A 24631-nucleotide genomic window follows, 5' to 3' on the forward strand; every position below is an offset into this window, starting at 1 on the left:
CCGCCGAAGCCGCTCTCGATCGAGCCGGATTGCAGGCGGCCGGCCGTGTCGAGGCTGGTCGAAGTGTAGCCGCCGGCGACGCCGACGCGGAAGCCGCTCTCCAGACGCACGTCCGCGCCGTGCCCAGCACCAGGACCGCGGCCGTCACCGTTCCGCGAAAGATCTTGTTCATGGCGTTCGAATCCGTCCCATTCTTGATGAAAGACCGCGTCCTTCGCCGACCGGCGACGTCACCGGCCCGAAACGGCACAGTGCCGGAAAGCGTTCCGTCGTGCCGCGCCGCCCGAGCGATGGTGCGAGACGCGTGTGACGGCAGCGGTGGGCCGTCCCGCCCGGAGGGTTTCGAACCCTAGGCGGCCCCCCTCCCCGCCTGTAACGTCGCCGGTATCAAGAATGCGCCGTCCCAAGGACGGAGACAGGGAGCCAGCATGTCCGACTTGATCGGGATCGCGCCATCCGCCGAAGACGTGGCGGCCGACCGCCGCCGCCGCATCAAGGCGATCGTCGCGTCGTCTTCGGGTAACTTGGTCGAGTGGTACGACTTCTACTGCTACGCCTTCTTCGCGATCTACTTCGCCTCGTCGTTCTTCCCGAAGGGCGACTCCACCAGCCAGCTACTGCAAACCGCCGGCATCTTCGCCGTGGGATTCTTCATGCGGCCGATCGGCGGCTGGCTGTTCGGGCGCATCGCCGACCGCGTCGGGCGCCGCACCTCGATGGTCATCTCCGTGATGATGATGTGCGTCGGCTCGCTGTTCATCGGCCTGCTGCCGACCTACGAGACCGTCGGCGCCGCCGCCCCCGTCCTGCTGCTGCTGGCGCGCATGCTCCAGGGCCTCTCGGTCGGCGGCGAGTACGGCACCAGCGCCACCTACATGAGCGAGGTCGCGCTCAAAGGTCAGCGCGGCTTCTTCGCCTCGTTCCAATACGTGACGCTGATCGGCGGTCAGCTGCTCGCCTCGCTGGTGCTGATCGTGCTGCAGTTCGCGATGACCGAGGCCCAGCTCCACAGCTACGGCTGGCGGATCCCGTTCTTCATCGGCGCGGGCGCGGCCGTCGTCGCGCTGTATCTGCGCCGCTCGCTCGCCGAGACCGCGGGCTCCGACAAGGAGAACGCCGGCACCTTCTCCGAGCTCGCCAAGCATTGGCGCGCGTTCTGCGTGGTGCTGGCCTACACGGCTGGTGGTTCTTTGGTGTTCTACACCTTCACCACGTACATGCAGAAGTACCTCGTCAACACCGCGCACTTCGACAAGGGCACCGCCTCGCGCACGATGACCGCGGTACTGCTGGTCTACATGCTGGTGCAGCCGGCCTTCGGCGCGCTGTCCGACAGGATCGGGCGCAAGGCCAACATGCTGCTCTACAGCGGCCTCGGCACGCTGATGGTGGTGCCGCTGATGACGGCGATCGGCGCGACGCAGGACCCCTACGTCGCCTTCGGCCTGATCACTCTCGGGCTGCTGGCGGTGAGCTTCTACACGGGCATCAGCGGCATCGTGAAGGCGGAGCTGTTCCCGACCAAGGTCCGCGCGCTCGGCGTCGGCCTGTCCTACGCGCTGGCCAACGCCACCTTCGGCGGCACCGCCGAATACGTGGCGTTGTGGTTCAAGGAGGCGGGGATGGAATCGAGCTTCTTCTGGTACGTCACCATCCTGCTGGCCATCGCCTTCGTCGCCTCGCTGATCATGCCGAACCCGAAGGTCCACGGCTATCTCGACGGCGACGGCACGGTGGAGGAGGCGCTGGGCGCCAAGGGCCGGTTGGCGCGGGCGTAGCGGGTTCCCCTCCCCCCGCAGGGGGGAGGGAAGCGCCTGCGCTACTTGATCACCGCGCAGCCGATGCGGTCGCCCGCGCCGCCGATCGGCTGGGTGGCGTGGTCGTCCTCCTTGGCGTGGACGATGAGCGCCGACCCGTCGCCGTCCTTGAGGCCGCCGTCGCCGGTCAGCGGGGTCTCGCTCGAGACCTCGGCGTTCACCGAGCCGTCGGCCGCCGCGTAGACGTTGGGCAGGTCGCCCTCGTCCGGGCCGTCCGGATTGAGCAGGCCGTGCTTGCTCTGGTCGTGGTTCACGTGGGCCTTGGAGTTCATGAACTTCTCGGTGTCGGAGCAATCGCCGACCGCGTGGAAGTGGATGCCGTGCCAGCCGGGCGGCAGGCCGCCGGCCTTGATCGCGATCCGCATCACCAGCGCGTTGGCGCCGTCGCGGATCGTCAACGTCCCGATCGGCTCGCCCTTGTTGTTCTTGATCTCGCCGTCGAAGGTCTGGGGCGCCGCGGCCGGGGCCGCCTCGGGGGCCGGCGCGGTCTGCGCGAGCGCTCCGCTCGCGCCGGATGCGAAGCCCGCAAGGGCTCCGAGCATAAGGGCTGCGCGCAACGGCAGGGTGCGTGTCATATGATGGCTCTCCTCTCCACGTCGGGCTAGTTAAGCTCTCGCCCGGTCGTCCGACAGGGGTTTGTTCGATTGCGCCGCCCGAGGCGGCAGAACCATCCGTGACCCAACCCCGATGACGCGAGACAGGATCAGGGCCGACCTCATGCTGGTCGAGCACGGCCATTTCGAGAGCCGCGCGCGGGCGCAGGCCGCCATCGCCGCCGGCCTCGTGCGGGCCGACGGCCGGCCCGTGACCCGCGCCTCCGAACGGCTGCCGCCCGGCGCGGCGATCGAGGCCGCCGCCGCCCACCCCTTCGTCTCGCGCGGCGGCCTGAAGCTCGAGGCGGCTTTGGACGCCTTCGGCGTGGACCCGGCCGGGCTGCCCTGCCTCGACGTCGGCGCCTCCACCGGCGGCTTCACCGACCTTCTGCTGCGCCGCGGCGCGGCCCACGTCACCGCGGTCGACGTCGGGCACGGCCAGCTCCACGCGAGCCTGGCCGCCGACCCGCGGGTGACGAACCGCGAGGGCGCCGACATCCGCACCCTCGCGCCGGGCAGCCTCGACCCCGCCCCGCGCCTCGCCGGCATCGACGTGAGCTTCATCGCGCTCCGCCTCGTGCTGCCGGCTGTGGCGGGGCTGCTGGCGCCGGGTGCGCCGTTGATCGCGCTGATCAAGCCGCAATTCGAGGCCGGCCGCGGGCGCGTCGGCCGCGGCGGCATCGTCCGCGACGAAGCCGTCCACGCCGAGGTGTGCGAGGCGGTGTGCGCGACGCTCGCCGACCTCGGCTTCACGATCCTCGGCCTGATCCCCTCCCCCGTCCGGGGCGGGGACGGCAACACCGAGTTCCTCGTCGGCGCCCGCGCCGCCGGCGCCACCGCCGCTCCCCCCGAAAGACCCGATGACCGAATCTGAAACCGTCACGATCCGCCGCCTCGGCGCGCGTGGGGACGGCATCGCCGACAACGGCACCGCGATCGCCTTCGCGCTGCCGGGCGAGCGCGTCGCGATCCGGCGCGACGGCGCGCGCGGCGAGCTTCTCGGCATCGAGGCGCCCTCGCCCGACCGGATCGCGCCGATCTGCCCGTATTTCACCCGCTGCGGCGGCTGCGCGACCCAGCACCTGGCGCCTGCGCCTTACGCCGCGTGGAAATCCGGGCAGGTCGCCAACGCCCTGGCGCAGGCCGGGCTCGACCGCCCCCTCGATCCGCTGGTGGATGCGCATGGCGAAGGCCGCCGCCGCATCACCCTGCACGTCCGCGAGGTCGAGGGCCGGGCCGAGGCCGGGCTGATGGCCGCGCGCAGCCACGCCCTGGTGGCGATCGACCATTGCCCGATCACCGTGCCGGCCCTGCACCGCGCCCCCGAGGTCGCGCGGGCGCTCAGCGCCCCCCTCGGCCACGGGCGAAAGCCCCTCGACGTCGCGGTGACCGCGACCGAGGCCGGGCTCGACGTGGACCTGCGCGGCCACGGCCCCGTCGAGGCCGGGGTGCGCGCCACGCTGGTGCGGCTCGCCGGCGCCCTCGACCTCGCCCGGCTGTCGCTGCACGGCGACGTGGTGGTGGAGCGCAAGGCCGTCACCGTGGTCTCGGGCGATACGCGGCTGCATCCGCCGCCGGGCGGCTTCCTTCAGGCGACGGCGGCCGGCGAGACGGCGCTGACCGGGCTGGTGCGCGACGCCTTCGCGAAGAAGACCAAGCGCGCGATCGACCTGTTCTCGGGCTGCGGCCCCTTCACCTTGGGCGTGGCCCGCGTCAGCAACGTCCACGCCGTCGAGAGCGAGGCCGGCGCGCTCGCCGGCATCGAGCGCTCCTACCGCAGCGCGCAGGGGCTGAAGGGCATCACCACGGAGACCCGCGACCTGTTCCGCCGGCCGGTCCTCGCCCACGATCTCAACGATTACGACGCCGTCGTCTTCGACCCGCCCCGGGCGGGCGCGCAGGCGCAGGTGAAGCAGATCGCCGAATCGAAGGTGCCGCTCGCTGTCGGCGTGAGCTGCGACGCCGGCACCTTCTCCCGCGACGCGGCGACCCTCGTCGCGGCCGGCTTCAGCCTGGAGCGGGTCACCCCCGTCGACCAGTTCCGGTACTCGGGCCATGTCGAGATGGTCGGCGTGTTCCGCCGGGCGGTCGCGGCCCGGCGCCGGCTCTAAAGCGTTTTCCAGCAAGGTGGACGCCGGCTCGCGTGAAGAAAACGCGACCACACCGACAAGAAGGCGCGTCTTCCAGAACGGTGGAGGCCGGGTCGCGTGAAGACAACGCCCTTGCGACCGGCACGACGACGAGCGCATGCGCTCCGGGTCGTCCTTGCGCCGTCCGGTCCGCGCCGTCGGAGAACCAAGTCCACGCCGGCCGGTTCTCTCCGCGGGGGTCGCGGACGAGCGGCAAGCGTGATGCGTTACTACATCGACACGGACGACGGCGACGCCCGCGTGATCGACGAGGCCGGGTTCGACCTTCCGGGACCGCTCGAAGCCCGCACGACGGCGATCGACGCCCTGCCCGACATGGCGCGACAGAAGATCCCGAACGGCGACGACCGCACCTTCTCCGTCAGCGTGCGCAACGAGGCCGGCGGGGTGATCTACAGCGCGGAACTGGTGATGACCGGCACCTGGCACATCCCCCGGCCTCAGGAGGGGTAGTTCCGATGTCCGCGATGAGAGGAGCGCCGCGCCGGCTACGACCGGTCGGCCTCGGCCGTCACGAACGAAAGGCAGCGGGCGCGGACCTGCGGGTCCTTGATGCGATCGAAGGCGCGGACCAGGGCCAACGTCTCGGCATCGCGGGATTCGTGCTCGCCCGGCGAAAAGAATTTGGTGACCGGCTCGTCGAGCGTGCGCGCGATCCGCTCCAGGCTCGCGCGCGCTAGGGATTCGTGAACGCCTGGCTTCTTCACACGATGACCCCTTGGGCTCGGTCTCCTACGGAGCCAATCAGTTGATTTGCACTCCGGCCGCCTTCGGCCCGAGCTCATGGGCGAGGTGGCGCCCGAGGACGACGAGGGCCTGTCGAACGATCTCGGCGGTCTCGTCGTTCCCCGTCGCCTCCGCTTCCAGGTAGGCGGCGGAGAAGTCGTCGACGATCGCGTCGAGCGCATCGGCGCTCAGGTCCGCCAGAAGCGTCCGGGCGGCGGAGGTGGGCGTCGCCGACGCCGTGGCCCGCGTCGGCGCGGCGATCTGCGTGTGGGAGGATCGTATCGCCGCGCGCGACCGCTCGATCGCGGAACGGGACCGTTCCATCAGATCGTTCGCATCGCCGATCCGTCGGCGACTCTGCCGTATCTGCGCGGCGAGGATCGCCTTCTCGCACCAAGACGCCATCATCAACCGGCTCTCACAACTCATACGATCCATCGTCGCGCGCGGGCGGACGTCGGCGGCTTCGGCTCGCACCGGATCTCGGCACGATGGTAGCGAGCGCTGGTCCTCGCGACGTCGCGCCATCCGCGCCTGCGACGGTTCTGCCGACACCCCGAACAGTGAGATCCTGGCGGAGGTCACGAGCGCGTGATTTCGGACGCAAGCGTTCGCGTATGCGATCCGGGACGGCACTAACATGGATCAGCGCCGACGCTCACGTTTCCGTGATTGAAGTCCTACGCTTAGAACAGAGTCCCCTGCTCGTCCTCGTCGCTGGAGGGCGGCTTCTCTGCGGCGGGCAGGTCCGGCGGCGTCGGCGCCGGACGGGGGCGCCCGACCGGCGCGATCAGCGCCGCGTCGTCGTTGCGCACGGCGTTCACCCGGTCGGAGACGGGATCGAGGCGGAGCCAGTCGTCGGGGCACGGGCGGCAGAGGGCCGCCGCCTCGGCCTGGTCCACGTCCCGCGTGTCGAGCCAGGGCGCGACCTGCTCGGGCGAGAGGATCGCCGGCATCCGGTCGTGGACCGCCGCCATGGTGCCGTTCGCCCCGGTGGTGACGACGGCCGCCGTGTCGATCTCCGAGCCGTCCGCCCCGAGCCAGGATTCCCATAGGCCGGCGAGCGCCATCGGGGCGCCGTCCGCGCGCGAGATCGCGAAGGGCGTCCGCACGGTGTTGCGGCCGGTGCCCTCGCGCCGCCATTCGTAGAAGCCGTCGGCCAGGAAGACGCAGCGCCGGTGGCGCACCGCGCCGCGGAAGGTCGGCTTCTCCAGGATGGTCTCGACCCGGGCGTTGATCACCAGCGGAAAGGTCTTGGGGTCCTTGAGCCAGCTCGGCCAGAAGCCCCAGCGCACCAGCCGGAAGTGCCGCGCCCCGCCCTCGCCGACGACGATCGGCACCGGCTGCGTCGGGGCCACGTTGTAGCGCGGCGGGAAGTTCGGACGCTCCGGGTAGCCGTAGAACTCCGCGAAGAGTTCGGGCGCCTGGGCGATGAAGAAGCGTCCGCACATTCCCAGAGGCTCCTGTCCGCCGGCGACGCCCGCCTTCTCGCGACGCTCGCCCTTTCGCGACGTTCGCACTGCCGCGGCGCGCGACGGCAGCCTACAGCCACTTCTTCCAGCGGAAGAACACGTAGGGGAGCACGGCGGCGACCACCATCATCACCACCGCCATCGGGTAGCCGAAGCTCCATTCCAGCTCCGGCATCGCCTTGAAGTTCATCCCGTAGATCGAGGCGATCAGCGTCGGGGGCATGAACACCACCGCCATGACCGAGAACAGCTTGATGATGTTGTTCTGCTCCAGGTTCACCAGCCCGAGCGTCGCGTCGAGCAGGAACTGGATCTTCGAGGACAGGAAGGTCGCGTGCTCTTCCAGCGACTGCAGGTCGCGCAGCGTCGAGCGCACGTCCTCGCGCAGCTCGCGCGGCGCCTTGGCGGTCCGGTAGGTGGCCGACAGCGAGAGCAGGATGCGCTCCATCGAAACCAGGCTCTCGCGCTGCTTGGAGATCAGGTCGCCGTGGCGGCCGAGCGCCCGCAGCGTGTCCTGGAGCGCGGTGTTCCGGGCGGAGGGGTCGTCCTGGACCTCGAAGATCTTGCCCGAGAGCCGGTCGATGCGCTCGCCCTGGAGCTGGAGCACGTCGGCGGCCCGGTCGATCACCGCCTCGATCAGGCCGGCGAGGATGGTCTCGCCCGAAGGCGTCCCCGTCGGCCCGCTCCCGGTCGCCCGGCCGGCGCGCTGGGTGTACATCCGGAACGCCTGCGGCTCCTCGTAGCGCACCGTCACCAGCTTGCGGCCCTGCAGGATGAAGGTGATGCCGGCGAGCCCGGGATCCTCCGAATCGCTGACCTTCGAGAGCACGCGCCCGGTCATGTAGCGGGCGCCGTCCTCGACGTAGAGCAGCTCGGACGGCTCGATGTCCTTCATCTCCTCCCGGGTCGGCACCTGGATGCCCATGAAGGCCTCGACCTTCAGGTCCTCCTCCCGGGTCGGCTTGATCATGTCGAGCCAGACGGTGTCGTCGGGGATCGCGTCCTGCAGTTCGAGGGGGCGGCGCTCCAGCAGCATCTGGCCGGTGCCGGTGACCGGCTGGTGGATGAAGATCACGAAGGGCGAACCTGGGGATGGGCGCTCGGGCGAGCGCGTCTTTGGGTTTCGCGCTCAGTCGAGCGCGTCTCTATGCCTTGCGCTCAGTCGAGCGCGTGGGGCGGCGGCGTGCTTGCATCCGGCACGAAGAAGTCCGGCGCAAGGGGCACGCCGGCGGTGACGCGGTATTGCGAAAAATCCGTGACGCCGTTCTGCGACAGGAACGTGTCGTCGATCAGGAATTGGCCGGTGATCTCGCGAGCCGGCTTCAGAAACAGCGCGTGGGCCGCGTCCGCGATGATCTCGGGCGTCCGGCTCGCCCGCATCAGGGCCTCGCCGCCGAGCAGGTTGTTGACCGCGGCCGTCGCGATCGTGGTCCGCGGCCACAGCGCGTTCACCGCGATGCCCGACCTGCGCAGCTCGCCCGCGAGCCCGAGCACGCACAGCGACATGCCGAACTTCGCCATGGTGTAGGCGAGGTGCGGCGAAAACCACTTCTCCGCCATGTCGAGGGGCGGCGACAGCATCAGGATGTGCGGGTTGTCCGCCTTCTCCAGGTAGGGAAGCGCGTATTTCGAGACCATGTAGGTGCCGCGCGTGTTGATCTGATGCATCAGGTCGAAGCGCTTCATCTCGGTCTGCTTCGTCGGGGTCAGCGAGATCGCGCTGGCGTTGTTGACCACGATGTCGACGCCGCCGAACGTCTCCGCGGCGCGTGCGAAGGCTTGGCGCACCGAATCCTCGTCGCGCACGTCGACCACCAGCGGCAGCGCCCGGCCGCCGGCCGCCTCGATCGCCGCGGCCGCGGTATGGATCGTGCCCTCGAGCTTGGGGTGCGGCGTCTCGGTCTTGGCCGCGATCACCACGTTGGCCCCGTCGCGGGCCGCGCGCAGGCCGATGGCGAGCCCGATGCCGCGCGAGGCTCCGGTGATGAACAGGGTCTTCTTGGCCAGGGTGCCGGTCATCGCGTCCTCCGCGGGTTCGTGTCGAGGATTCGTGTCACGGCGCGATCCGGAAGCGGGCGGGCCGCGACCCGTCGGCATCCGTGAAACCGTATTCCGCCGCGACGTCGCCGGCGTGGATCACCTGGCCGGTCCGGGCGATCACGCCGGGGTCGGCGGCGAGCGCCGCCAGGGCGCGGCCGGCGTAGAGCGGGCTCTCGGTGGCGAGCGCACCCTGCCCGAGGTCGCAGACGCGCTCGGTGCGCACGAAGCCCGGCGAGAGCGCCAGCGCGGCGACCCCGTGCGGGCGCAGTTCCTCTCCGAAGGCGAAGGCGAGGCGGTTCGTCGTCGCCTTGGCGAGGTCGTAGTAGACGTCGCCGAGGTAGCCCTCCGCGGTGCCGAAGGAGACCAGCGCGATCAGCCCCGACCCGGCCGCGACCATCGCCGGCGCCACCGCGCGGGCGAGCAGCAGCCCGGGATAGGGGCCGACGCGGGCGAACTCCGCGAACGGCTCCGCCGACCGGCGCCAGAACGGCGTGCCCCAGCCGGTCCCGTCCGGGTAGCTTTCGCCGTCGTAGCCCTCGTTGCCGCCCCAGACGCTCGACACCGCCACGTCGATGCGGCCGAAGCGGCGCAGCGTCCAGTGCACGAGTTCGTCGACGGCACGCTCGCTGGTGTGGTCGCAGAGGTAGTGGTGCCCGTCGCCGCCGGCCGCGTCGACCTCGCGGCTGGTGTCCTCGATCGATTCGGAGCGCTGCTCGGTGCGCGGCCCGGTCTCGCTGGAGCGGGCGGTGACGACGACCGTGGCGCCGGCCTCGCCGAGCGCCCGGGCGATGCCCCGCCCGACGCCGCGCGAGGCGCCCGCCACGAGGCAGACCTTCTGGCTGAGGTCCGGCTTCACGACCTCGGGCCGGGCTTCGACCGGGCGAGGAACGCCCGGAACGCGCCCTGCGCCTCCTCCGTGCGCAGCTGCCGGTCGAACGCCTCGGCCTCGGCGTCCAAAGCCGCCTCGACCTGGGCCTGATCCCCGCGGATCAGCTTTCGCGACGCGGCGAGGGCGCCGCGCGGCAGGGCGGCGAGGCGCGCGGCCTGGGCGAGGGCGTGCTCCAGCAGCATGTCGGAGGGCATCACCGCGTTGACGAGACCGAGCGATTCGGCCGCGTCCGCCCCGAACATCTCGGAGAGCAGCAGCAGCTCCGTCGCCTTGAGGCGCCCGACCCGCCGCGGCAGCAGGTAGCTCGAGGCCGCCTCCGGCACGAGGCCGAGCTCGACGAACGGCATGCGGAAGCGCGCCGCCGGGCTCGCGTAGACGAGGTCGCAATGCAGCGTCAGCGTCGTGCCGATGCCCACCGCGATCCCGTCCACCGCCGCGACCATCGGCGTCGCCGTGCGCGCGAGCTGGCGGATGAAGCGCAGCGAGGGCGCCTCGCTGAACGCCTTCTCCGCCCGCGTGACGAAGTCGGCGATGTCGTTGCCGGCGCAAAAGCTGCCGGGCATTCCGGAGAACACCACCGCCCCGATGGCGTCCGATGCGTCGGCGGAGGCCAGCGCCTCGCGCATCGCGTCGTACATCGCCCCGGTCAACGCGTTCTTCTTCTCGGGCCGGTTCAGGACGATCGAGCGGACGCCGTCCGCCCCGTCGGTGATCGTGACCTGCTCGCTCATGTCCGCCTCCCCGCTTCGTTCCAAATCGCGCCGCGAACCGCACCGCTTCCGTCCCAACCCCGTCATCCCGGGGCGCCGCAGGCGAGCCCGGGATCCAGAGCCGCCAACCGTGCTCGAAAAGGCGCCACCTGCGGTTCTGGATTCCGGGCTCCGCTGCGCGGCCCCGGAATGACGGGCGAGGACCTTGACGTCACCCCGTCAGAACCGCGCCCGCGTCGTCCAGAAACCCGCCGCCGTCGATCACCACCTGGGCCAGGCCTTCCGTCGCCGGCAGGAGGTTCTCGGCGAAGAAGCGCGCCAGCGCGATCCGCCCGGCATGGGCCGGGTCGGTCTCTCCGGCCTTCAAGGCGGCGCGTGCGGCCAGCGCCTCGTGGGCGAGGCAGGCCGCGCCCTGGGCCAGGCCGAACAGGCGCAGGTACGGGGTCGCGCCGGCGAGCGCCGCCTCCGGCCGGTTGGACCTGAGGCTCGCGAGCTGGTGGCTCGTCGCCCGGTCGAGGGCTTCGATGCCGGCGCGCAGCCGCGCCGGGGCGTGGCCGAGGTCGGAGTCGGCGGCCTTGAGCAGGGATTCGGCGACCCGGCGCATGGCGGCGATCTGCGCCCGCACCGTGGCTCCGTCGTTCAGCGGCAGCTTGCGGCCGGTCAGGTCGATCGCCTGGATGCCGTTGGTGCCCTCGTAGATGCCGAGGATGCGGGCGTCGCGCATCGCTTGCGCCGCGCCGGTCTCCTCGACGAAGCCCATGCCGCCATGCACCTGCACGCCGAGCGAGGCGACTTCGTTGGCGATGTCGGTGGAGAAGGCCTTGGCCACCGGCGTCAGCAGCGAGGCGCGGTCGAGCGCCGCCTTGCCTTCCGGCCCCTCGGCGGCGTCGAGGGCGGCCGCGGTGAGGTAGCAGATGCCGCGGGCGGCGGCGGTGTAGGCCTTCATCGTCAGCAGCATGCGCTGCACGTCCGGGTGGGCGACGATCGGGCTCGCCTCGGCGGAGCCCGCCGCCTTGCCTTGCTTCCGGTCGCGAGCGTAGGCGAGCGCCCGCTGCGTCGCCGCCTCGGCGACGCCGACGCCCTGCAGCCCGACCCCGAGGCGGGCGTTGTTCATCATCGTGAACATGCAGGCGAGCCCGCGATTCTCCTCGCCGACGAGCCAGCCGGTGGCGCCGCCCTGGTCGCCGAACGCCATCGAGCAGGTCGGCGAGGCGTGGATGCCGAGCTTGTGCTCCAGCCCCGAGCAACGCAGGTCGTTCTCGGACCCGTCGGGGAGCACCTTCGGCACCAGGAACAGCGAGATGCCGCGGGTGCCCGACGGCGCGTCCTTGAGGCGGGCGAGCACGAGGTGGACGACGTTGTCGGCCATGTCGTGGGCGCCGTACGTGATGTAGATCTTCGAGCCGACGATGCGGTAGCTGCCGTCGCCGGCCGGCTCAGCGCGGGTGCGCAGGGCGGCGAGGTCCGAGCCGGCCTGCGGCTCGGTCAGGTTCATCGTCGCGGTCCACTCGCCGGAGACGAGCTTGCCGAGGTAGCGCGCCTTCAGGTCCTCGGAGCCGTGCGCCGCCAGCGCCTCGATGCCGCCGGCGGTCAGCAGCGGGCACAGGCCGAAGGCGAGGTTGGCGCCGTTCCACATCTCTGTGCAGGCGGCGTCGAGCACTTGCGGCAGGCCCTGGCCGCCATGGTCCGGGTCGGCGGTGAGCCCGTTCCAGCCTCCGGCGACGAAGGTCTTGTAGGCGGCGGCGAACCCCGGTGCCGTGGTGACCACGCCGTTCGAAAGCGTCGCGCCGTGGCGGTCGCCGACGCGGTTCAGCGGCGCCAGCACGTCGCCCGCGAGCCGCCCGGCCTCAGTCAGGATGGCGTCCGCGTCCTCGACGCTCACCGCGTCGGCCCCGTCAAGGCCGGCGACGTGGCGCAGGGTGAACATCATCTCGGATACGGGCGCGCGGTAGCTCATCGGCATGTCCTCCCGCCCGGCGCGGTTCGCCCGCGCCTCGGCGTCTCGTTTGACCGTCGCCGCGGGGCCGCGTTAGTGCAGCCCCGAAAGACCCGGCCGCCGGCTTTCCGCGCAGCCCGACCCCTCTTCCGTGAGAGGCGCTTCGGCCCACGCCCTCCGCTGACGGCATACGCCCGAACCGGCCCAGCCGTCACCGCCGGAGATGGTTTATATATGAACGATCTCGCGTCAATCCCTGCGCCCGGCGCGACGACCCAGCTTTCCGGCGACGGAGCGGGCGTGGCGGAGGCCGCGCGCCTGATCCGGGCCGGCGCCTGCGTCGCCTTCCCGACCGAGACCGTCTACGGCCTCGGCGCCGACGCCACCGACGCCGAGGCGGTCGCCGGCATCTTCGCAGCGAAGGCGCGCCCCCGCTTCAACCCGCTGATCGCGCACCTGCCGGACCGTGCGGCCGCCGAGGCCGAGGGTCGCTTCGACGCCTTCGCGCTGCGCCTCGCCGAGGCGTTCTGGCCCGGTCCCCTCACCCTGGTGGTGCCGGCGACCGGCGGCACCCGCGTCTGCGACCTGGCGCGGGCCGGCCTGCCGAGCGTCGCGCTGCGGGTGCCGTCGAACCCGCTCGCCCGCGACCTGCTCGCCGCGGTCGGGCGGCCCGTCGCGGCGCCCTCGGCGAACCGCTCGGGCCGGGTCAGCCCGACGCGGGCCGACCACGTCCTCGCCGACCTCGACGGGCGGATCGCCGCCGTGCTCGATGGCGGCGAGACCCCGGTCGGCGTCGAGTCGACGGTGATCGCCTGCCTCGGCGGGCCGCCGCGGCTGCTCCGGCCCGGCGGCATCACCCGCGCAGCGATCCTGTCGGTGCTCGGGACGGCGCTCGACGCCTCGGCGCCGGACGCCGCGGCCCGGCCCGTCGGCCCGGGGCTTCTCGCCTCGCACTACGCCCCGCGCGCGCGCCTGCGCCTCGATGCGACGGCGATCGAGCCCGACGAGGCGGTGCTGCTGTTCGGAGCCTCGCGGCCCGCCGGGATCGCGCAGGCGCGGGCCGTGCTGAACCTCAGCCCGCGCGGCGATCTCGCGGAAGCCGCCGCCCGGCTGTTCGCGGCTTTGCGCGCCCTCGACGCCTCCGGCGCGACGACGATCGCGGTGTCGCCGATCCCCGCGGACGGCCTCGGCGAGGCGATCCTCGACCGGCTCGGACGGGCCGCGGCGCCGCGCTGAAATAATTGTTGCGCCTCGCGGAACCGATGCGTGGGCGGGGTGTTTCCCATCCACGAAGGTCAGTTCAGCCCCCAATGGCCTTTTCCCTTTCAGGCTCGGAGCAATCCGAGCCTTTTTTCTTGCGCGCCGTCCTCAGGCGGCCTCGGCGCGATGGCCGGAGCCGCCGGCGCGGATCAGCCCGCGAGCTTGGCGGCGATCCCGGCCACGTGCCGGCCCTGGAACTTCGCTCCGTCGAGTTCCACCGCGCTCGGCCGGCGCGATCCGTCGCCGCCCGCGATCGTGCTGGCGCCGTAGGGCGTGCCGCCCGCCACCGTGCCGACGTCGTTCATCCCCTGGAACGCGTAGGGCAACCCGACGATCACCATGCCGTGGTGCAGCAGCACGGTGTGGAAGCTGGTGATCGTCGTCTCCTGCCCGCCATGCTGCGTGGCGGTGGAGGTGAACACCGAGCCGACCTTGCCGACCAGCGCGCCCTTCGCCCAGAGGGCACCGGTCTGGTCGATGAACTGCTTCATCTGCGCGGCCATGTTGCCGTAGCGGGTCGGCGTCCCGAAGATGATCGCGTCGTAGTCGGCGAGCTCGTCGGGCTGGGCGATCGGGGATGACTGGTCGAGCTTGTAGTGCGACTGCCGCGCGACCTCTTCCGGCACCAGCTCGGGCACGCGCTTCACGTGCACCTCGGCGCCGGCCTCGCGGGCGCCCTCGGCGGCGGCGTGGGCAAGCGTCTCCACGTGGCCCCAGGAGGAATAGTACAGCACCAGGATCTTGGTCATCGTCGGCTTCCGTTCGCAGGGCCGGGCGGCCGGGCCGGGATCGGCGGCCGCCTCGCGCTGGCCGCAAGATCGTCCCGGCCGGGCCTTGCGCAAATGCCCCAATCTGCAAGAACGATCTTGCATGCGTGCAAGGTTTACGGATGGCGACGCCCTGGGACGACTTCCGCCTGGTCAAGGCCATCGCCGACCACGGCGGGCTGACGGCGGCCGCCACGCGGCTCGGCATCAACCACTCGACGGCGTTCCGGCGCCTGACGGCGATCGAGGCGGCGCTCGGCACCCGACTGTTCGAGCGCTCGCGCACCGGCTACGCGGCGACGCAGGCCGGGACCGCGATGGTCGCGGCGGCCGGCGCCATGGAGGAGACCGCGTCGCAGTTCGCGCGCGAGGTCGCCGGGCGCGCCTCCGAACCCACCGGCCAGCTCCGGGTCACCGCGCCGTCGGGCCTCGTCACCGACCTGCTGATACCGATCTTCGCCGCGTTCCGCGCGCACCGCCCGGGCATCCACCTCGACGTGGTGGTGTCCGACGACGCGCTGAACCTCTCGCGCCGCGACGCGGACGTGGCGGTGCGCGCCAGCAACGACCCGTCGCCCAACCTGTTCGGGCGCCGCCTCGCGACCCTCGGCTGGGCGCTCTACGGCCGCGCCGACCGGGCGGAAGCGGACCCGCGCCGGGCGGATTGGGTGACGCTTTCGGAGGCGGTCGGCGACGGGCGGTTCCTGCGCTTCGTCGCCGAGCACGGCGACCCGGAGCGCATCGCCCTTCGTCTCAACACGGTGACCGGACTGTGCGAAGCGGTGGAGGCCGGCATCGGGATCGGGCTTTTGCCCTGCCTCAGCGCCGACGCGCGGCCGGCCTTGCGCCGCCTCGGGTCGGCCGAGCCGCCCTTCGCCGACAGCCTGTGGATGCTGACCCACCCGGACCTGCGCCACTCGGTGCGCGTCCGGGCCTTCATGGACTTCGTCGGCGACGCGGTCGTGGCGTTGCGCCCGATGCTGGAAGGGCGGCCATCGCCCGAGCGCCGGGCGCGCGAGCCTGTGCTCAACCGGCCTTGATCTCCAAAATCTCGACCTCTTGCCCGTTCACTTCGACGACGTCGCCGACGCCCTTGCCGGTGATCGCCCGGGCGAGCGGGGCGACGTAGGCGATCGAGCCCTTGGCCGGGTCCGCCTCGTCCTCGCCGACGATGTGGAAGGTCTGGCGGGCGTCGTCCTCGCGCTGGACCGTCACCGTCGAGCCGAAATGCACCGTGTCGCCCTCGACCGCCTCGACGAGCTGGGCCGTGCCGAGCCGCGTCGTCCAGTAGCGCAGGTCGCGCGTGACGCGGGCGGTGTCGGCCTTGTCGTCGGGCGTGAGCTTGGCCTGCTCCGCCTGGAGGCGCGCGACCTCCTTCTCGATCTGCTCGAGCCCGGCCGGGGTGACGAAGTTGGTGTGGGGGGAGATCGGGCGGTCGGGGAGGTCCTCGAAGGCTTCCCCGCCCTCCTTCTCGCGAACGAATGCAATGCTCATGCGGCAAGAATGCCCGAGCTTGCGCCGCGGTTCCGTTCGGCCGCCGACTCAATCACCCGCGGGCGGCCAGTCGAGGCCGCGCGGGTTCAGCCGACCTCGACCACCGTCCGCCCGCGGACCTTGCCCGAGAGGATGTCGGGCCCGAGGCCGCCGACCTCGGCGAGGCCGACGCGGTTCGTCATCGCCGCGAGCCTGTCGAGGTCGAGCTCGGCGGCGAGCCGCGCCCAGGCCGCGCGGCGCTTGGCCTGCGGGGTCGTCACGCTGTTGATGCCGAGCAGCGACACCCCGCGCAGGATGAAGGGCGCGACCGAGGTCGGCAGGTCCATGCCCTGCGCCAGGCCGCAGGCGGCGACCGCCCCGTCGGCCTTGGTCTGGGCCAGCACGTTGGCGAGCGTCGTCGAGCCGACCGCGTCGATCGCCGCCGCCCAGCGCTCCTTGCCCAGCGGCCGGCCGGGCTTGCCGAGTTCCTCGCGGTCGACGATCTCGGCGGCGCCGAGGGATTTCAGGTAATCCGCCTCCCCCGCCCGCCCGGTCGAGGCCATCACGTGCCAGCCCGCCCGCGCCAGCAGCGCGACCGCGACCGAGCCGACGCCGCCCGAGGCGCCGGTGACCAGGGCCGGGCCGTCCTTCGGTGTCACGCCGTGGGCCTCGAGCGCCATCAGGCAGAGCATCGCGGTGTAGCCGGCGGTGCCGATCGCCATCGTCTGCTCGGGCGAGAGGCCGGCAGGCAGCGGCACAAGCCAGTCGCCCTTCACCCGCGCCTTCTCGGCGTAGGCGCCGAGATGCGTCTCGCCGACGCCCCATCCGGTGAGCACCACCGCGTCGCCGGGCTTGTACTCAGGATGATCGGAGGCCTCGACCACGCCGGAGAAGTCGATGCCGGGGATCATCGGGAAGCGGCGCACCACCGGCGACGCGCCGGTCATCGCCAGCCCGTCCTTATAGTTCAGGCAGGAATGGGTGACGCGGACGGTGACGTCGCCGTCCATCAGGTCGGCCTCGTCGAAATCGGTGAAGGACAGGCTTTGGCCGGCCTCGCCCTTCTCGATCACCCAGGCCTTGAACCGCGCCATGCTCGCCTCCCGCTGCTTGTCGGGGGGACCTGTGGCGCAGCTTCCACGAAATCAACCCGCCGGAGGGGCCGGCTCCGGCGGGTCGTGGCGTTCACGTCAGATCTCATGGGTTTCGACCCATGAGACTGGGCATCAGTAGCCGTCGTAGACGCTGCCCGAGGAGAAGCCGAGGCCGACGCCGATGTCGGCCGAGCTCGCGCCGGCGATGCCGACGGCGTCGGGGATCGAGCCGATCCGTGGGCCGCCGAAGCCGCCGCCCTGGTAGCCCGCGCCCTGGTAGCCGCCGCCGTAACCGCCGCCACCGTAGCCGCCTCCGACCGGCACCCAGCCCGAGCGGGCCGGCGCGACCAGGACGCGACGGCTCACGCTGGCGTATTCCGGCGGGATCGTCTCGGGGATGGACTGGGCCGGCTGCACCAGCACGCGGCGGTGCTGAACGGTGTATTGCGGCGGGGTGGTGACCCAGCAGCCGATCAGCTCGCCGTAGGGGCCGCGGCGGGTCTGCCACGAGCGGCCGCCGGGCGAGACCATCACCCGCTCCGACACGGTGTCGTAGACCGGCGGCGTGGTGCGGTAGACGGTGCGGGGCGGGCGCACCAGCACGTTCTCCTGCACGGTGTCGAACACCGGCGGGGTCGAGACGTGGCGGTAGCACTCGGAGCCGTAGCAGCCGCCGGCCGAAGCGGGCGATGCGACGAGGACGGCACCGGCGAAGGCGGCGAAGAGCAGGGTGTTTCGGGCGACCGGCGCGGTCATGACGGCTTCCTCTGATACGCGGAACGAGTGGGATGACGCGAAGGGCGCGCTCATCTCGACGCTCAAGAGGCCGTCGGGTTGCTGTACAAGCAAGCACTATTGGAAAGTAGGGTAAAATTAACCCTCGATCCGGACTACGTAGTTACCGTCTACGTAAGTAAATCTTCGCTGAATTCGATCTTGGAAACCGGCTCGTCTTCCGGCCTTACGTCTGCCCCGGCTTGAGTTCGTAGAAGATGTGCCGGCCGATGACGTCCATCTTGCGCAGGCGCCGCGACCAGCCGGGCTTCACGTAGTCGGCGTGGTAGTGGGTCGCGTCGCCGACCTCGGCGAGGTAGGTCCGCCCCTCGATCACCGATTGCGCGATGCGGGTGGCGGTGGCCCAGGAGCCCGAATCGGTGATGCGCAGGGCCTTGCCCTCGCAGGCGAAGGAGAACTGGCAGCCCATGTAGCGGTGCCGGTTCTGGTAGACGACCCCGCAGACGTTGGACGGGTAGAGCCCGCTCTTCACGCGGTTCAGCACCACCTGGGCGACGGCGGCCTGGCCGGCTTCGGGCTCGCTGCGCGACTCGAAGTACACGGCCTCCGCGAGGCAGCGCTGTTCCTTGTCCATGGCGTCCGGCCCGATCAGGTCGGCGTAGCGGTGGCGGGCGTCCTCGGGGACGGATTGGACCGCCGGCGCCTCGGCCCGGTCGGTGCGGATGGTGAATCCCGGCAGCATCAGGCTGGCCGAGGCGACCTCGATCGGGGTGGCGTCGGCCGGAGCCGGCGTCGTCGAGGACAGGGCCACGGCGCGCGGCACCGGCGGCGTCGAGCCGTCGGAGCGGCGCTCCTCCTCGGCCTCGGCCCGTGCGTCGTCCTCGGCGGTCGTGCCGGGATCGGCGTGTCCGAGGCCGAGGTCGGGCACCGGCACGAAGCCGGCCTCGGGTTCGAGGTCCGGGTTCCAGGTGGCGGCGCCCGGCGTCAGCAGGCCGGTCACGTTGCCGGTGAGGTTGGCGAAGAGCAGCGAGGCGCCGGCCTCGCGCAGCGACGCGGCCGTGCGCTCGAAGCTCGGCCCCGGCGCGCGCGCCGGATCGCCCTTGCCGCCGCGCTGGACGATCGGAAAGACCCGCGCCTCGGCCTTGAGGTCGGCCTGCAGCGGCTCGTCGCCGACGCGGCGGCGGATGCGGACGGCGTCCGCCCGCTCGATGGTGAGCATCGCGCCGGCGCCGTCGCGGCGCAGGCTCGCGCCGATCAGCACGGTGCCGGCGGGCAGCGCCGGAACCAGGCGCACGTCGCTCTCGACGAGCCGGCTGGACCCGAAGCTGGTCTCGGTGCCGGCGCTCGCCGTGAAGGAGACCAGCAGCCCGAGGCCGGCCATCCAGGGCGTGAAGGCGGTGCCGAGCCCGATGAAGCTCCGTCCGCGTCGTCCTCGTCTCGTGCCCACGCCGAACCGACCCGTACTCGATAAGCCACACCCGACGATCCTCCCGGCTCGTTCCGGTGCGAGGATGGCGGTCGTGAATTTATCGCGCGGTATGGTTGCGGAGGGGTTAAGGGCGGCCGATCGACGGTTGCCCCGGAGACTCCTGGCACCACCGCCTTGACGATGCCGGTCGCTCGAAGCCGCCGTGGTTTCGGCGGGACATCCGAGGATCGGTGCCCTTCGCTTTCGACGTATGGCCGGGAAGGAAGGTCGAAGCGTATCGCCCCGTCGACGCGCATCCCTCCCTGTGACCGAGTGTCCTTAGTCCTAGGACAGAGGACGTACGCGCAAGAGCGGAATGAAGAGCCAGGATGTCGTCGTCCTGTTGAAGCTCGTGAGCCTTCAGCAGGAGGAAGAAATCTGCGCTGACGGCATCCGATCGCACCTCGGGGCCGAGGCGCCCTATTCCGTTCGCGGGCTCGAATCCCAATTGGGGATCAGCAAGACCGAGATCGGCGCTTCGTTCAAGCGTATTCTTTCAAATGGCATGGTGATCAAGGATCGCGCGACGGGTCGGCCGAAGCCCAATCGCCGAAATCTCTACGACTTCATCGTTCATGGACTGAAATTCGTATTTCCTGCCTCGCCCGGGGCGATGACACGCGGGCTGCCGACCGCGTTCTGCGCGCCGATGTTGAAAAGCGCACTCTTGAGCGCCGGCAATTACATCTACGTCTGGCCGGACCCGGGAGGGCGCGATATCGGCCAATCCGTCTCGCCGTTGTTCAAGAGTGTTCCGGAGGCGGCGCGTAACGACGTGCGTCTCTACGAAGACCTCGCCCTCGTCGACGCCATCAGGCTCTGGAACCAGCGCGAGGCGGTCTTGGCGAAGGAACGGCTTTCGAAACGACTGCTCGGGACATGAGCGTTCGGGGTCGATTGCTCGAGATGCTGACGCTCGTCGCCAGGCTCTTGGTACCGATCTCCGCCCCCGGTTGGTCTTCGTCGGCGGTTGCACGACGGCCCTGTTCATCACCGATCCGGTCACCCTCGAAGACGTCAGGGCAACGGACGACGTGGACTTGATCGTCGATCCGGCCGGTTATCCGGCATGGGCCGCCTTGCAGGCACGATTGCGGACGAAGGGTTTCGTCGAAGCGTCCGAAGACTCGATCATATGCCGAATGACGCTTTCCGGGCTCAAGGTCGACGTGATGCATCGATGATGCGAACATCCTCGGCTTCACGAAACGATGGTATGCCAGGGGAATTGCGACGGCGACCGATTGTCCGCTCGCAAAGGAAACCATCATCAAAATACTGAAGCCCGAGTTTTTCCTCGCGACGAAGTCCGAGGCATACCTCGGTCGCGGCGGAGGAGATCTTCTCGGCAGCTGTGATCTGGAAGATGTCCTCTTGGTCGTCGATGGACGCGAAGAGATCGTCGATGAGGTTCGGCGGGCGGACGCCGACATTCGCCGTTTCATCGCAGAACAATTCGGTGCGCTGCTCGAGAAACAGGATTTCGATTATTGTCTCGAAGGCAACATCCGTGGTCCTGCGGGGTGGGTCGATGTGGTCCGTGCGCGCATCATGGCCCTGTGTGACGACGGCGATTGAGAAGGCGCCGGACCTCAGCCGGCGGCCGGTGCCACCTGTCAGCTGACGGATTACCGAAGGGACCGACGTCGGGAAGGGCGCGGCGGAAGCTCGCCCCGTTCGACCGGTCAGGCGCGACCGGTCAGGCGCGACCGGTCAGGCGCGACCGGTCAGGCGCGACCGGTCAGGCGCGACCGGTCAGGCGCGACCGGTCAGGCGCGACCGGTCAGGCGTAAGTGTAGCGGCAGGGGGTTCCACAACCGGAGCAGCTTCGCGCAAGGTGTAGGAAGGCGTGCACAAGGCGACCTCGACCACGCGACGAGGCAAGTCACCGTCCGTGATCTCGGCACCACGAAAGACGCGCTAGGCGCCGCGGACCACCTCGATCTCGAAGGTCGGCCCCCGCGGGCCCATGCGCTCGCGCATCACGATGCGGTCGTCGGCCGTCAGTGTCCCGAGCGGTACGTCCCGGTCGGGCAGCACCACCGTCGTCGCCTTGTCGAGGTGGACGAGGACGTGGCGCTTCATCGGCAGCGAGGATGCGGCCCAGGCCTTCAGCTGGCCGTAATACGGCTCGCGCGTCCAGGCCTTCGGCTGGCCGGGGTCGACCTGCACGTTCATGTTGCGGCTCACCGGATCGAGGCTGAGCACCATCTTGGCGCGGTCGGGCTTCCATTCGGGGCCGAGCCAGCTCTCGGTCATCCACAGGCAGTGGAAGGCGCGGCAATGGTCGGGCCGGTCGGCGTGGATCGCGCAGCCCCGCCCGGCCTTGGTGTGGCGGCACCATTGCCCGGCGAGGCTCTCGACGGCGGGCACGTCGTAGACCTTGCAGCACAGGGTGCAGGCGCCGCAGGCCCGGCCGGGGGCCGGCGTCGCGACGATGGTGGCGGGATCGAGCATCGCGTCGCGGCGTCTGGGTTACGAAAGGGGCGCGGCCCGAGGCCGCGCGAACGTGTCGGGGTACCTGAGCCCGCATCGGGCCGGTAGTGTGGCGGGCCAACGCGCCACAGCACCGGATCGCCCGCATGCTCTCGAACCTCGCCGTCCGCGACGTCGAAACCCTGATCCACCCCTACACCAACCTCGACGCGCACCGCAGCGCCGGCCCTCTGGTGCTGGAGCGCGGCGACGGCGTCCACGTCTACGACACCGAGGGGCGGCCCTACATCGAGGGCATGGCGGGCCTCTGGTGCACGGCGCTCGGCTATTCCAACGGCGAGCTCGTCGAGGCCGCCCGCGAGCAGATGGCCAAGCTGCCCTTCACCCACCTGTTCTCCGGCCGCAGCCACGACCCGGCGATCGAGCTGGCCGAGGTGCTGAAGGAGCTGATGCCGGTCCCGACCTCGAAGATCTTCTACACCTCGTCCGGCTCGGAAGCCAACGACACGCAGGTCAAGCTGGCCTGGTACCTCAACAACGCGCTGGGCCGGCCGAAGAAGAAGAAGATCATCGGGCGCCAGCGCGGCTATCACGGCGTCACCATCGCCACCGCCTCGATGACCGGCCTGCCGGCCAACCACACCGACTGGGACCTGCCGCTGCCCGGCTTCCTTCATGTCGGCTGCCCGCACTTCTACCGCTTCGCCGAACCCGGCGAGACGGAGGCCGCCTTCTCGCAGCGGCTCGCCGACGAGCTCGAGGCCACGATCCTGCGCGAGGGGCCGGAGACGGTGGCCGCCTTCGTCGCCGAGCCGGTGATGGGCGCCGGCGGCGCCATCGTCCCGCCGGAGGGCTACTTCGCCGCGATCCAGGCGGTGCTCGCCCGCTACGAGGTGCGCTTCATCGCCGACGAGGTGATCTGCGGCTTCGGCCGCCTCGGCACCTGGTTCGGCAGCGAGGCTTTGGGCATGCGCCCCGACACCCTGTCCTTCGCCAAGGCGCTGACCTCGGGCTACGTGCCGCTCGGCGGCGTCTCGGTCGACGAGCCGCTCTACGAGGCGATGCGCGCGCAGAGCCGGAAGATCGGCACGTTCGGGCACGGCACCACCTATTCCGGCCATCCCGTCGCCTGCGCCGTCGCGCTCAAGACCATCGAGATCTACAAGCGCGAGCGCATCGTCGAGGGCGTGGCAGCCAAGGCGCCGCACTTCCAGGCGCGGCTGTCGCGCCTCGCCGAGCACCCGATCGTCGGCGAGGCCCGCGGCCTCGGCCTGATCGGCGGGCTCGAGATCGTCGCCGACAAGGCGTCGCGCCGGCAGTACGAGCCGAAGGCCGGAGTCGCCGCCCGCTGCGTCGCCTTCGCGCAAGCGGAAGGGCTGATCGTCCGGTTCCTGATGGGCGACCGCATCGCCGTGTGCCCGCCGCTGATCATCACGGCCGACGAGATCGACGCCCTGTTCGACCGCCTCACCCGGGCGCTGGACCGGACCGCCGACTGGATCAGGGCCGAGGGGCTGGAGGCGATGCCGGCCGCCTGACACCGGATTTCGTGTGCGTCGAATGCTGCGATGCGGCGGCGATTCCTTAAGCCTGCGTTCATGCCGACTGCATCCTTATCGATCATCCGCCGGCTCCAGATCCGGCGGATGATCTCGAATCGCTCGCCATCGCCCTGGAGCGGCGTGGGGGCAGCATGCGGCGGCGCCATCGCCGTGCGAACGACCACAGGACGGAAATCCCATGTACGCCCCCGATGCGATGCAAGGTTTGGAGACGCAGGCCCAGGCACAGGAGCCCGAGCGCCGGCAGATGGACCAGGCCGAGGCCCGCTACGGCTTCCGCCCCCTCGCGCTTCCGGCGCTCGCCGCCGCCGCCCACTCGGTGAAGCCGGCCGGCAAGGCCGCCCCGCGGACCAACCTCAAGGGCGTGCTCGGCATCGTGCACGAGGACGTGCCGCTCGACTGAGCGATCCCACGATTCGGGAGCATGATCCGGTCCGCTTTCTGCGGTCCGGTTCAGGGTTTCTCGACGGGTTCGCGTCATCGTCGTTCGCGTCCAGGTCCACGCCGCGCTTTCGCCGGAGTGTGAGGCCAGGGATGCTCGACCGACGCGAACCCGAGGCTTCCATGCTGATCCTGCCGAGCCGCAGGCAGGTCCTGACCGGTCTCGGCGGCACGCTGGCCGCGGCGGGGCTGTCCACCGGCGCCTACGCCTTCGGGGTCGAGCCGCTGCATCGCCTCGTGGTGACCCGCTACGCCCCGCGCCTGCCGCACTGGACCCCGGGCCTCTCCCTCAAGGTCGCGGTGCTCGCCGACTTCCACGTCTGCGAGCCGTTCATGCCGCTCGATCGCGTCGCCGAGATCGTCGACGCCACGAACGCGCTGGCACCCGACCTGATCCTGATGCTGGGCGACTATCCGGCCGCCGGTCGGATCGCGTGGAAGCGCGTGCCGCTTCCCGAGTTCGCCCGCCTCGCCGCGGGCCTGCGCGCGCCGCTCGGCACCTACGCGATCCTCGGCAACCACGATTGGTGGGACGACGCGGAGGCCCAGGCCGCCCGCGGCGGCGTGCCGGAAGCGCGCCGCGTGCTCGAGGCCGTCGGCATCCCGGTGATGGAGAACGACGCCCTGCGCCTGACCAAGGACGGGCACCCGTTCTGGGTCGCCGGCCTCGGCGACCAGCAGCCGTTCCTGATGTTCGACGACGACAGCGGCCGCGACGACCTGCCCGCGACGATGGCCAAGATCACGGACGACGCGCCGGCGATCCTGATGATCCACGAGCCGGACGCCTTCGTCGACGTGCCGGAGCGCGTGTCGCTCACGCTCGCCGGCCACACCCATGGCGGGCAGATCCGCCTGTTCGGCCATTCGCCGGCGATCCGCCCGATCCACGGGCACGACTATTCCTACGGCCACGTGGTCACGCAGGGCCGCCACATGATCGTGTCGGGCGGCTTCGGCGTCAGCCGCATCCCGGTCCGCCTCGGCGTGCCGCCCGAGATCGTGTTTTTGGAACTTGGGTCGAGCCTCTTGCCTTCCGCCTGAGCGGCGAGACGCCTCATG

The 24631-nt window shown here is 70.9% G+C and carries 27 protein-coding genes; 12 read left to right on the plus strand and 15 right to left on the minus strand.

Features of this window, described 5'->3' with window-relative positions:
- Window positions 1-428: 428 nt before the first annotated feature.
- Window positions 429-1778: an MFS family transporter gene (locus tag FV226_RS19155; protein WP_147764138.1), complete on the plus strand. Its 1350-nt coding sequence runs from the start codon at window positions 429-431 to the stop codon at window positions 1776-1778.
- 41 nt (window positions 1779-1819) lie between these two features.
- Here the strand turns inward: FV226_RS19155 and FV226_RS19160 are convergent, their stop codons facing one another.
- Window positions 1820-2359, minus strand: a complete 540-nt coding sequence (locus FV226_RS19160) for a superoxide dismutase family protein (protein WP_238272903.1) — start codon at window positions 2357-2359, stop codon at window positions 1820-1822.
- 145 nt (window positions 2360-2504) lie between these two features.
- On the opposite strand from FV226_RS19160, the gene FV226_RS19165 reads away from it, so the two are divergent.
- The 3 genes from FV226_RS19165 to FV226_RS19175 all read left to right on the plus strand — a co-directional run bounded on the left by FV226_RS19165 (window position 2505) and on the right by FV226_RS19175 (window position 5013).
- Window positions 2505-3284, plus strand: a complete 780-nt coding sequence (locus FV226_RS19165; RefSeq protein WP_147764139.1) for a TlyA family RNA methyltransferase — start codon at window positions 2505-2507, stop codon at window positions 3282-3284.
- Window positions 3271-4521 (plus strand): class I SAM-dependent RNA methyltransferase, encoded by a 1251-nt coding sequence (locus tag FV226_RS19170; RefSeq protein ID WP_147764140.1) that lies wholly within the window; start codon window positions 3271-3273, stop codon window positions 4519-4521. The genes FV226_RS19165 and FV226_RS19170 overlap by 14 nt, the downstream gene beginning before the upstream one ends.
- 240 nt (window positions 4522-4761) lie before the next feature.
- Window positions 4762-5013, plus strand: a complete 252-nt coding sequence (locus FV226_RS19175) for a hypothetical protein (RefSeq protein WP_246685484.1) — start codon at window positions 4762-4764, stop codon at window positions 5011-5013.
- A gap of 35 nt (window positions 5014-5048) precedes the next feature.
- Here the strand turns inward: FV226_RS19175 and FV226_RS19180 are convergent, their stop codons facing one another.
- The 8 genes from FV226_RS19180 to FV226_RS19215 all read right to left on the minus strand — a co-directional run bounded on the left by FV226_RS19180 (window position 5049) and on the right by FV226_RS19215 (window position 12354).
- The gene (locus FV226_RS19180) at window positions 5049-5267 is read right to left on the minus strand and encodes a hypothetical protein (RefSeq protein WP_147753760.1); all 219 of its coding nucleotides are present in this window, start codon (window positions 5265-5267) and stop codon (window positions 5049-5051) included.
- Window positions 5268-5304: 37 nt separating this feature from the next.
- Window positions 5305-5928 (minus strand): hypothetical protein, encoded by a 624-nt coding sequence (locus FV226_RS19185; protein WP_187278799.1) that lies wholly within the window; start codon window positions 5926-5928, stop codon window positions 5305-5307.
- 44 nt (window positions 5929-5972) lie between these two features.
- Window positions 5973-6737, minus strand: a complete 765-nt coding sequence (locus FV226_RS19190) for an SOS response-associated peptidase (RefSeq protein WP_147764142.1) — start codon at window positions 6735-6737, stop codon at window positions 5973-5975.
- 91 nt (window positions 6738-6828) lie between these two features.
- A complete protein-coding gene (locus tag FV226_RS19195) occupies window positions 6829-7833 on the minus strand; it encodes a magnesium transporter CorA family protein (protein WP_147753763.1) in 1005 nt (334 codons plus the stop codon).
- 83 nt (window positions 7834-7916) lie between these two features.
- Window positions 7917-8777: an NAD(P)-dependent oxidoreductase gene (locus tag FV226_RS19200; RefSeq protein ID WP_147764143.1), complete on the minus strand. Its 861-nt coding sequence runs from the start codon at window positions 8775-8777 to the stop codon at window positions 7917-7919.
- Window positions 8778-8811: 34 nt separating this feature from the next.
- Window positions 8812-9621, minus strand: coding sequence for an SDR family oxidoreductase (locus FV226_RS19205; RefSeq protein WP_147764158.1), 810 nt, complete (start codon window positions 9619-9621; stop codon window positions 8812-8814).
- 29 nt (window positions 9622-9650) lie between these two features.
- A complete protein-coding gene (locus tag FV226_RS19210; protein WP_147753765.1) occupies window positions 9651-10418 on the minus strand; it encodes an enoyl-CoA hydratase-related protein in 768 nt (255 codons plus the stop codon).
- A gap of 190 nt (window positions 10419-10608) precedes the next feature.
- A complete protein-coding gene (locus tag FV226_RS19215; RefSeq protein WP_147764144.1) occupies window positions 10609-12354 on the minus strand; it encodes an acyl-CoA dehydrogenase in 1746 nt (581 codons plus the stop codon).
- A gap of 213 nt (window positions 12355-12567) precedes the next feature.
- On the opposite strand from FV226_RS19215, the gene FV226_RS19220 reads away from it, so the two are divergent.
- Window positions 12568-13569 carry an L-threonylcarbamoyladenylate synthase gene (locus FV226_RS19220; RefSeq protein ID WP_147764145.1) on the plus strand — a complete coding sequence of 334 codons (1002 nt, stop codon included), beginning with the start codon at window positions 12568-12570 and terminating at the stop codon, window positions 13567-13569.
- Between the two features lie 173 nt (window positions 13570-13742).
- On the opposite strand, the gene wrbA is transcribed toward FV226_RS19220, so the two are convergent.
- Complete coding sequence (gene wrbA, locus FV226_RS19225; RefSeq protein ID WP_147764146.1) at window positions 13743-14342, minus strand: NAD(P)H:quinone oxidoreductase; 600 nt, start codon at window positions 14340-14342, stop codon at window positions 13743-13745.
- Between the two features lie 140 nt (window positions 14343-14482).
- On the opposite strand from wrbA, the gene FV226_RS19230 reads away from it, so the two are divergent.
- Entirely contained in the window at window positions 14483-15400 is a 918-nt protein-coding gene (locus FV226_RS19230; RefSeq protein ID WP_147764147.1) for a LysR family transcriptional regulator, read from the plus strand.
- On the opposite strand, the gene greA is transcribed toward FV226_RS19230, so the two are convergent.
- From greA to FV226_RS19250, 4 genes are all read right to left on the minus strand, one after another.
- Complete coding sequence (gene greA / locus FV226_RS19235) at window positions 15387-15854, minus strand: transcription elongation factor GreA (RefSeq protein ID WP_147753384.1); 468 nt, start codon at window positions 15852-15854, stop codon at window positions 15387-15389. The two genes, FV226_RS19230 and greA, sit on opposite strands and share 14 nt — an antisense overlap.
- 86 nt (window positions 15855-15940) lie before the next feature.
- Window positions 15941-16927: an MDR family oxidoreductase gene (locus FV226_RS19240; RefSeq protein ID WP_147764148.1), complete on the minus strand. Its 987-nt coding sequence runs from the start codon at window positions 16925-16927 to the stop codon at window positions 15941-15943.
- Window positions 16928-17059: 132 nt separating this feature from the next.
- The gene (locus FV226_RS19245; protein ID WP_147764149.1) at window positions 17060-17683 is read right to left on the minus strand and encodes a hypothetical protein; all 624 of its coding nucleotides are present in this window, start codon (window positions 17681-17683) and stop codon (window positions 17060-17062) included.
- 205 nt (window positions 17684-17888) lie between these two features.
- Window positions 17889-19043 carry a cell wall hydrolase gene (locus FV226_RS19250; protein ID WP_147764159.1) on the minus strand — a complete coding sequence of 385 codons (1155 nt, stop codon included), beginning with the start codon at window positions 19041-19043 and terminating at the stop codon, window positions 17889-17891.
- Between the two features lie 403 nt (window positions 19044-19446).
- On the opposite strand from FV226_RS19250, the gene FV226_RS19255 reads away from it, so the two are divergent.
- The 3 genes from FV226_RS19255 to FV226_RS29100 all read left to right on the plus strand — a co-directional run bounded on the left by FV226_RS19255 (window position 19447) and on the right by FV226_RS29100 (window position 20708).
- Window positions 19447-20013 (plus strand): hypothetical protein, encoded by a 567-nt coding sequence (locus FV226_RS19255; RefSeq protein WP_147764150.1) that lies wholly within the window; start codon window positions 19447-19449, stop codon window positions 20011-20013.
- Between the two features lie 70 nt (window positions 20014-20083).
- The gene (locus tag FV226_RS29095) at window positions 20084-20314 is read left to right on the plus strand and encodes a hypothetical protein (protein ID WP_348644121.1); all 231 of its coding nucleotides are present in this window, start codon (window positions 20084-20086) and stop codon (window positions 20312-20314) included.
- Window positions 20315-20504: 190 nt separating this feature from the next.
- Window positions 20505-20708, plus strand: coding sequence for a hypothetical protein (locus FV226_RS29100; protein ID WP_348644122.1), 204 nt, complete (start codon window positions 20505-20507; stop codon window positions 20706-20708).
- Window positions 20709-21050: 342 nt separating this feature from the next.
- Here FV226_RS29100 and FV226_RS19265 read toward each other — a convergent pair whose 3' ends face one another.
- Complete coding sequence (locus FV226_RS19265; RefSeq protein ID WP_147753381.1) at window positions 21051-21587, minus strand: hypothetical protein; 537 nt, start codon at window positions 21585-21587, stop codon at window positions 21051-21053.
- 125 nt (window positions 21588-21712) lie between these two features.
- Here FV226_RS19265 and FV226_RS19270 point away from each other — a divergent pair, with 125 nt between their 5' ends.
- The 3 genes from FV226_RS19270 to FV226_RS19280 all read left to right on the plus strand — a co-directional run bounded on the left by FV226_RS19270 (window position 21713) and on the right by FV226_RS19280 (window position 24613).
- Window positions 21713-23104 (plus strand): aminotransferase, encoded by a 1392-nt coding sequence (locus FV226_RS19270; protein ID WP_147764151.1) that lies wholly within the window; start codon window positions 21713-21715, stop codon window positions 23102-23104.
- Between the two features lie 202 nt (window positions 23105-23306).
- Window positions 23307-23531, plus strand: coding sequence for a hypothetical protein (locus FV226_RS19275; protein WP_147764152.1), 225 nt, complete (start codon window positions 23307-23309; stop codon window positions 23529-23531).
- Window positions 23532-23692: 161 nt separating this feature from the next.
- Window positions 23693-24613, plus strand: a complete 921-nt coding sequence (locus FV226_RS19280) for a metallophosphoesterase (protein WP_147764153.1) — start codon at window positions 23693-23695, stop codon at window positions 24611-24613.
- Window positions 24614-24631: the final 18 nt, after the last annotated feature.

The organism is Methylobacterium sp. WL12, assembly GCF_008039475.1.
GTDB classification, from domain to species: Bacteria; Pseudomonadota; Alphaproteobacteria; order Rhizobiales; family Beijerinckiaceae; genus Methylobacterium; species Methylobacterium cerastii.